This window comes from Anaerotruncus sp., assembly GCF_057433415.1.
Map to the genome: position 1 here is coordinate 1 of NZ_DBMDHH010000084.1, position 7,454 is coordinate 7,454.

Annotated in this window: 7 protein-coding genes; all 7 read right to left on the reverse strand. The window is 65.1% G+C overall.

The features are described 5' to 3' along the window. Positions 1 to 231: 231 nt before the first annotated feature. On the reverse strand, positions 232 to 1,245 hold the full coding sequence (locus ACZO3G_RS14110) for an NAD(P)H-dependent glycerol-3-phosphate dehydrogenase (protein WP_101548886.1): 1,014 nt from the start codon (positions 1,243 to 1,245) through the stop codon (positions 232 to 234). A gap of 42 nt (positions 1,246 to 1,287) precedes the next feature. Then, positions 1,288 to 1,947, reverse strand: coding sequence for a glycerol-3-phosphate 1-O-acyltransferase PlsY (gene plsY / locus ACZO3G_RS14115; protein ID WP_101548884.1), 660 nt, complete (start codon positions 1,945 to 1,947; stop codon positions 1,288 to 1,290). Between the two features lie 32 nt (positions 1,948 to 1,979). Beyond that, complete coding sequence (gene der, locus ACZO3G_RS14120; RefSeq protein WP_121586926.1) at positions 1,980 to 3,308, reverse strand: ribosome biogenesis GTPase Der; 1,329 nt, start codon at positions 3,306 to 3,308, stop codon at positions 1,980 to 1,982. Position 3,309: 1 nt separating this feature from the next. Then, positions 3,310 to 4,641, reverse strand: coding sequence for a DUF512 domain-containing protein (locus ACZO3G_RS14125; protein ID WP_276873986.1), 1,332 nt, complete (start codon positions 4,639 to 4,641; stop codon positions 3,310 to 3,312). 76 nt (positions 4,642 to 4,717) lie between these two features. After that, the gene (rpmF, locus tag ACZO3G_RS14130) at positions 4,718 to 4,900 is read right to left on the reverse strand and encodes a 50S ribosomal protein L32 (RefSeq protein WP_101548878.1); all 183 of its coding nucleotides are present in this window, start codon (positions 4,898 to 4,900) and stop codon (positions 4,718 to 4,720) included. An 80-nt stretch (positions 4,901 to 4,980) separates the two neighbouring features. Further along, on the reverse strand, positions 4,981 to 5,478 hold the full coding sequence (locus tag ACZO3G_RS14135; RefSeq protein WP_121586928.1) for a YceD family protein: 498 nt from the start codon (positions 5,476 to 5,478) through the stop codon (positions 4,981 to 4,983). Positions 5,479 to 5,604: 126 nt separating this feature from the next. Next, the gene (locus ACZO3G_RS14140) at positions 5,605 to 7,158 is read right to left on the reverse strand and encodes an acyl CoA:acetate/3-ketoacid CoA transferase (protein ID WP_276873977.1); all 1,554 of its coding nucleotides are present in this window, start codon (positions 7,156 to 7,158) and stop codon (positions 5,605 to 5,607) included. Between the last annotated feature and the right edge of the window lie 296 nt (positions 7,159 to 7,454).

Below are 7,454 nucleotides of genomic sequence, written 5' to 3' on the forward strand. Positions count from 1 at the left end.
CGAGCGGCCGTCGCGCGTAGCGCGCTCCGGGCGCAGCCCGGGCAGGCCGCCCAAGGCGGAAGTCCCCTTGAGCGCCCTTCTTCCGCCGACTTCTTGGGCGCCCAAGAAGTCGGCCCGCCCGCCGGGGCGGGTCCCGGCGATCTATGCCGCCGCAGGCGGCTCCCTTAAAGCGCCCCAGAGGGGCGCGAAATAAGCCCCGCCGGGCGCAACGCGGCAAATCAAAGAAACCTCTCAACGGCTGAGCAGCCAGATGACCTCCGACTCGTGGCGTTTGGGGCGGTCCATGAGGTTGCGGATCGCCTCGTCGGGGCTGCGGCCCTCATAGAGCACCGCGTAAACCTGCTCGATGATCGGCATCTCGACGCCCCGCTTGCGGGAGAGCTCGTAGGCGCATTTGGTGGCGGTATAGCCCTCGACGGTCATGCCGACCTCGTCGATCGCCTGCCGCGCGGTGCGGCCCTTGCCGATCAGGATGCCGGCGCGGCGGTTGCGGGAGTGCATCGAGGTGCAGGTGACGATCAGGTCGCCCATGCCGGAGAGCCCGGCGAACGTCTCGGTCGAGGCGCCCATCGCCACGCCGAGGCGGGCGATCTCGGTGAGCCCGCGGGTCATGAGGGCGGCCTTGGCGTTGTCGCCGAGCCCCAGCCCGTCGCAGGCGCCCGAGGCGAGCGCGATCACGTTTTTGAGCGCGCCGCCCAGCTCCACGCCGGTGACATCGTCGTTGACATAGATGCGCAGGGTGGGGTTCATCAGCGTGTCCTGCACGAACTCCGCGGCGGCGCGGCTGCGGGAGGCGGCCACGACCGTCGTGGGCACGCCGCGCGCGACCTCCTCCGCGTGGGAGGGGCCGGAGATCATGACGACGCTGTTCTGCGGCAGTTCCTCCGCGATGACGACCGACAGCGACTTGAGCGACTCCTGCTCAAAGCCCTTGGCCACGCAGGAGACGACCGCCTCGGGGGAGAGGATCCCCTTTACCGAGGCGCAGACGCCGCGTACGGCGAAGGAAGGGGTCGCGACAATGACCAGGTCGGCGTCCGAATGCGCGGGAAGCTGCCAGGTCATCGCGACCGATTCGGGAATGATCACGCCGGGCAGCAGCTTTTTATGCTCCCGTGCTGCGGAGAGGGTCTCGATCTCCTGCTGGAACGGGGAGTAGAGGGTGACCCGGTGCCCGCACTTGTCGCACAGGACGGCGAGCGCGGTCCCGAAGCCGCCCGCCCCGAGGATGAGGATGTTTGCCATGGCAGTTCCTCCTTATACACGTTGCGCGGGGCGGCCGGAAGGTCAGCCCTGCTTGTTTTTATCCTGTCCGAAACGGTATTCGGTGCCGTTCAGGAGGCGTTTGATGTTCTCGCGGTGCATAAACGCACCCAGCCCGCTGAGCAGCAGCGCGAAGAGCAGGTCGAAGCCGAAGGGCCTGCCGGTGAAATGGTCGACGGCCACCGTGAAGATGGGGAAAAGCACATAGCCGATGATCACGGTGAGGGAGACGATCTTGACGATGAAGACCACCGGGACGAGCAGCACCACCAGCAGCAGGAAGACCTTCCAGTTGAGCATGAGCACGACGCCCAGGCTGGTGAGCACCCCCTTGCCCCCCTTGAAGCCGAAGTAGAGGGGGAAGAGGTGGCCGAGCAGCGCGAAGAAGCCCGCTATGTACCCGCCGTCGACAGCGGTGACCCCCAGCAGCAGGAAGATGATCCGGCCGAGGGCGACGGCCACCACCCCTTTCCCGAAGTCCCCGACGGCGGTCAGGGCGGCCATCTTCTTGCCGTAGTTGCGCAGGATGTTGGTCATGCCCGCGTTGCCGCTGCCGTGATTGCGCACGTCGTCCTGCGCGCCGATGCGGGAGACGATCACCGCGAAGCTCACGCTGCCGATCAGGTAGGCGGCCAGCGCGGCCGCGCCCGCGGCGATCCAGAAGCCGGGAGTAAACGTATTCATTCCATCACACCCTCATAGCGTTATTTGCCGGGTCATTTCTTGCCGTCGTCCCGCTCGCGCACCACGATGCGCACCGGAGTTCCCTCCATCCCGAAGGTGGAACGGATCTGGTTTTCGAGGTAGCGCTGGTAGGAGAAGTGGAAGAGCTCCTTGTCGTTGCAGAAGAAGACGAAGGTCGGCGGCCGGGTGGAGGCCTGTGTGCAGAAATAGATGCGCAGCCGCTTGCCCTTGTCGGTGGGGGGCTGCACCCGCGCCGTCGCGTAGGAGAGCATGTCGTTGAGCCGCCCGGTCGGGACGCGCATCGCGTTCTGGGCGTTGACGAAATTGATCAGCTCGTAGAGCTTGTCGATCCGCTGGCCCGTCTTGGCGGAGATGAAGATGAAGGGCACGTAGGACATGAAGGAGAAGTCGTTCTCGAGCTTTTTGCGGTACTCCTGCATCGTGCGGCCGTCCTTGTCGACGGCGTCCCACTTGTTGACCGCCACGATGCAGCCCTTGCCCTGCTCGTGCGCGTAGCCGGCAACCTTGCTGTCCTGCTCGGTGAAGCCGACCGTCGCGTCGAGCATGATGACGCACACGTCGCTGCGGTCGACCGCCATGTAGGCGCGCAGCACGCTGTACCGTTCGATCTCCTCGTCGACCTTCGATTTGCGGCGGATGCCCGCCGTGTCGATGAAGACGTATTTGCCGAACTCGTTTTCCACGACCGTGTCGGTCGCGTCGCGGGTGGTGCCCGCCACGTCGGAGACGATCATCCGCTCCTCCCCGGCCACGCGGTTGATGAGGGAGGACTTGCCGACGTTCGGCTTGCCGATGACCGCCACGCGGACATATTCGGGATCGTAGGAGTCCTGCGCCTCGAAATCGATGTGCGAATAGCAGGCGTCGAGCAGGTCGCCGGTGCCGTGTCCGTGCACCGAGGACACCGCGATCGGGTCCCCGAGGCCGAGGTTGTAGAATTCATAGAACTCGGGCGGCGGCTCACCGAGCCGGTCGGCCTTGTTGACCGCCAGCACCACCGGCTTGCCGCTCTTCTGGAGCATGACCGCCACGTCCTGGTCGTTCGCCGTCACGCCCGACTGGATATCCACCACGAGGATGATCACGTCGGCCGAATCGATCGCGAGCTGCGCCTGCCGGCGCATCTGCGAGAGGATCTGGTCGTCCGAATAGGGCTCGATGCCGCCGGTGTCCACCAGCATCACCGTTTTGCCGCGCCATTCGCACTCGTAATAGATGCGGTCGCGCGTCACGCCGGGCGTGTCCTGCACAATCGAGATGCGCGCGCCCGCCAGTTTATTGAAGAGGGTCGATTTCCCCACGTTGGGGCGGCCCACGATCGCAATCAGCGGTTTGGACATGCTATTCCTCCTTTGCCACGGAGACGCCCGCGCGGCCGGTCATGGCCGCGTAGAGCTCGTATCCGTCGTTGTCAACCGGCAGCACCGGCACGCCGAGCGCCTCTTCGAGCGCCTCGAGCGTCATGTCGTCCAGAAATTTGTCCCGCTCGTGCCGCAGCATCGCCGACGGCAGCAGCAACCGGTCGCCGAGCGCCTCCCCGCCGAGCTGTTCGGCGAGATCAACGCCTGTCACCAGCCCCGCGACGGTGATCTTTTCGCCGAAAAAGCGGTTCTCGATCGCGCGCACCCGGATGTCGATGCCCGGGTAGCGGTCCATCACCCGCCGCGCCAGCGACGAGATGAGCGGGCAGGCCGCCTTGCCGGTGGCCACCGTGAAGGCGCCCTCCGCGGCCCCCTCCCCGTCGTCGTCCGAAAACGCGTCGGAAAACTCGTCCTCGAGCAGGGAGAGCAGTCCCACGCCGTTCTCGAGCTGCGCGAACTCGCCGTAGTAGCCCGCCGCCGGGATGGGGCGCCCCGCCAGCAGGAAAAACTCGTCGGACGGATAGGCCACCCGCTCGCCGTGCTCCTCCAGCATCCTTTGCTGGAACGCCTCGACGCGGTCGATCGTGTCGCCCGCCTCCGCCGCGGTGAAGGACCGCAGCTCCGCCAGGCCCTCGCGGTATTTGGTCAGCCCCACCGGCACGCAGGCCACGCTCTGCACGCCCGGATATAGCTTGCCCAGATCGGCGAGCGTTTTTGCAAGCGCCTCCCCGTCGTTCCAGCCGGGGCAGAGCACGAGCTGGGTGTTGATGCGGATGCCCGCCTTCGCCAGCCGCTCGATGTAGCGCAGCGACCCGGCCGCGTTGGGGTTCTTCATCATCGCCACCCGCAGCGCGGGGTCGGTCGTGTGGACCGACACGTTCACGGGGGAGATGTGCATCTCTATGATACGGTCAATATCCGCATCCGTCAAGTTGGTGAGCGTGATATAGTTCCCGAAGAGGAAGGAAAGCCGGCTGTCGTCGTCCTTGAAGTAGAGGCTTTCGCGCATGCCGGGGGGCATCTGGTCGATGAAGCAGAAGACGCACTTGTTTTTGCAGGAGTGCTGTTTGTCCATCAGGTAGGTCTCGAAATCGAGGCCGATGTCGTCGTACTCCGCCTTTTTGATGCGCACCGAATAGGGCGCGCCTCCCCGCAGCAGCGAAAGCTCGAGCTGCCGGTCGGTCATGTAGAACCGGTAGTCGAGCACGTCGTTGATGGGGCGGCCGCCGATCGTGAGCAGCGTGTCGCCCGGGCGGACGCCCGCGCGCGCGGCGTGGGACCCGGGGGCGACGGTCTGGATGAGAACTGGCATAGGGGCGCTCCTCCTTCGGGAAACAAGAAAAAAGAGGTGGAAAACTTCCACCTCCGTCGCACATCGCTTTCGGCTCTTACGCCTCGACCTTGATTACTTCCCTGTCTTTGTAGTAACCGCAGTTGGGGCAAACCTTATGGGGAGCCTTCAGCTCGCCGCAATGGGTGCATTTCGAGAATGCGGGAGCATCCAGTTTCCAAACGTTGGAACGCCTCTTGTTTTTGCGCGCTTTTGAGGATTTTCTCTTTGGTACTGCCATCTTGTGGCACCCCCTTCAATCTGTTATGTTACCGGTACCCGCGCCTGTGAGCCGGAGCAGGCGCCGCTTTTGTTACAAAGCTAGTCCTTCAGCAGTTCCCGCAGTTTGTCCAGCCTGGGGTCCCGCTCGGTTCGGTCGCAGCCGCATTCCCCCTCGTTGAGGTTTGCGCCGCATTTGGGACAGAGCCCCCTGCAGTCGTCGCCGCACAGGATCGAGGTGGGGAGTTCGAGGAGAATATCGGAGGTCGCGAGCTCCGCCAAATCGAGCTTGCCGTCCGGTATTACTATATACTCATCGTTGTCCTCACGGTTCAGGGATAAAACCACCGTGTGCGAGAATTCCTGATGCCCGGGCCTGGTGAGCGGCGTAAGACACCGGTCGCACACCGTCTCGAGCACGAAATCCACCGTATAGCCGACGTCCACGATTCCCGCGCGGTTGCGCGCGATGCCGGCGATCCTGACAGGCTGGTGGAACAGCCCGCTTCCCCACCGCCTGACGTCCCCGAGATCCAGCGCTGCGGAAAACTCCTGCGTCTCGCCCGGGTTGTCGAACAGTTTGGAGAGATCGACCTTCATGCGTCACACTCCGTTCGGTCGCGTTTTCGGGGTTCGCATCTGCGGATTTGGGCGCAGTGCCCCCGCAAATGTCACGAAGATTATTATAACCGTTCCATCCGCGAATGTCAAGGGTGCGCGGACAAATTACAGGGCAATTTCCATGGTCTTCAGATCCGTTGCGACCGCGGCGTCGAAATCGAGCAGGTCGAGGATGTCGCGGCGCAGGTCGACCCCCGGCGCGATCTCGCAGATCTCGAGCCCCCGCTCCCCCAGGCGGAAGACGCACCTCTCGGTGACATAGAGCACCCGCTGGCCGGAGCGGCGGGCGTTGAGCGCCGAAAAGCTCACGCTCTGCACCGCCTTGACAAACTTGCGCACCCGCCCTTCCCGCAGGATGCGCAGCTTCCCGTCCTCCACCGCGACCTCCAGGCCGCCCGCCGTGAAGTTGACGCAGAAGACGATCCGCCCGGTCGACTGGGTGATGTTCGCAAATCCCCCGATCCCCGCCGGGCGGCCGGGGAGCCGGTGGGCGTTGACGCTGCCGTCGCTGCCGACCTCGAAGCCGCCCATGAAGCAGATGTCCAGCCCGCCGCCGTCGTAGAAGTCGAACTGCTGGGAGGTGTCGGTGATGACGTCCGCGCCGATCGTCGCGCCGAAGGCGAGCCCCGGCGCGGGCAGTCCGCCGATGCCGCCCGATTCGACGGTGAGGGTCAGGGAGCCCAGCAGCCCGCGCCGCGCCGCGGCCGGGCCGACCGTTTCGGGGATGCCGATGCCGATATTGACCACGTCGCCCGCCCGCAGCTCCTTCGCGGCGCGTGCGCCGATGATCTCATGCGAGAGGTTCGCCGCCTGCTCTCCCCGCTTGCCCGACAGCCGCAGGCGGCCCATCCAGTAGTCCATATGGGTGGGCGGCACATGGATGTCCCCCGAGAGGGAGGGGTTGTAGTCGGTTTGGATGATCTGGTGCTGGTCGGGACAGACGACCACCGCGTCGACGAGCACCCCCGGCACGATGACGTTGCGCGGCCGGGTGAAGACGGGCGACAGGCTTTCGACCTGCACGATCACCCTGCCGCCGTTCGCCTTGGTCGCCTGCGCGAGCGAGAGGGCGTCGGCGGTGACGCACTCCTTGTCAAAGGTGATGTTGCCGTTGGGGTCCGCGGCCGTGCCGCGGATAAACGCCACGTCGAATTTGGGCGCGCGGTAGAAGAGCAGCTCCTCCCCGTCCACCTCGACCAGCTTCACCCAGGTCTCCTTGGACCGCTCGTTGAGGCCGGGCCCCTCGAGCCTCGGGTCGACAAAGAGATTGAGCCCCACCCGGGTATACACCCCCGGCTGCCGTCCCGCCGCTGCGCGCTGCATCTGCGCCATCACGCCGAGCGGCATGTTGTACCCCTCGATTTTGTTCTCGCTGATCATCCGCAGCGCCGCCGGCATACTCATGAAATGCCCCGCCACGATGCTTTTGACCGCGCCCGCCGCAATATACGGATCGGCGCACAGCCGCTCGTCCCATCCGCCGAAGCCGGACGCGCAGTAGAGGGTCAGGCCGTTCGGATGGCCGCTTTCGGCGTGGCGCGCGGCCAGCGCGTCCTGAAGACGCGACGGATTGGCCAGCGACAAAAATGCGTTGATGCCGATCGTGTCGCCGTCGCACACAAGCGCGGCGGCCTCCTGCGGGGTCATGATCTGGAACATGGCGGGGCTCCCTTCCTGTTGTTACCGCTCCATTGTACCTGAACGGAGGCGCGGTTGCAACCTCTTTTCTTTTGCCGCTCCGTGAGCTGCAGGGATTGCCGCGCTGCGCCCGGCGGGGGCATTCTTAGGTTTACCGCTCATTGAGCGGTGTAGCTTGCCGGTGGCCGACCGACGGCGGCCTTGGATTTGCCGCTCAGGGAGCGGCAGAGCTTGTCGGTAGTCGACCGACGGCTGTTTTGGATATTCCGCCCGGGGGACGGAGGGCCTGTCGGTAGTCGACCGACAGCGAGTTCCTT

Coding starts and splice junctions, on each gene's coding strand:
- ACZO3G_RS14110 (WP_101548886.1), bottom strand. CDS start 1,245: ATGGCAAACATCCTCATCCTCGGGGCGGGCGGCTTCGGGACCGCGCTC.
- plsY (WP_101548884.1), bottom strand. CDS start 1,947: ATGAATACGTTTACTCCCGGCTTCTGGATCGCCGCGGGCGCGGCCGCG.
- der (WP_121586926.1), bottom strand. CDS start 3,308: ATGTCCAAACCGCTGATTGCGATCGTGGGCCGCCCCAACGTGGGGAAA.
- ACZO3G_RS14125 (WP_276873986.1), bottom strand. CDS start 4,641: ATGCCAGTTCTCATCCAGACCGTCGCCCCCGGGTCCCACGCCGCGCGC.
- rpmF (WP_101548878.1), bottom strand. CDS start 4,900: ATGGCAGTACCAAAGAGAAAATCCTCAAAAGCGCGCAAAAACAAGAGG.
- ACZO3G_RS14135 (WP_121586928.1), bottom strand. CDS start 5,478: ATGAAGGTCGATCTCTCCAAACTGTTCGACAACCCGGGCGAGACGCAG.
- ACZO3G_RS14140 (WP_276873977.1), bottom strand. CDS start 7,158: ATGTTCCAGATCATGACCCCGCAGGAGGCCGCCGCGCTTGTGTGCGAC.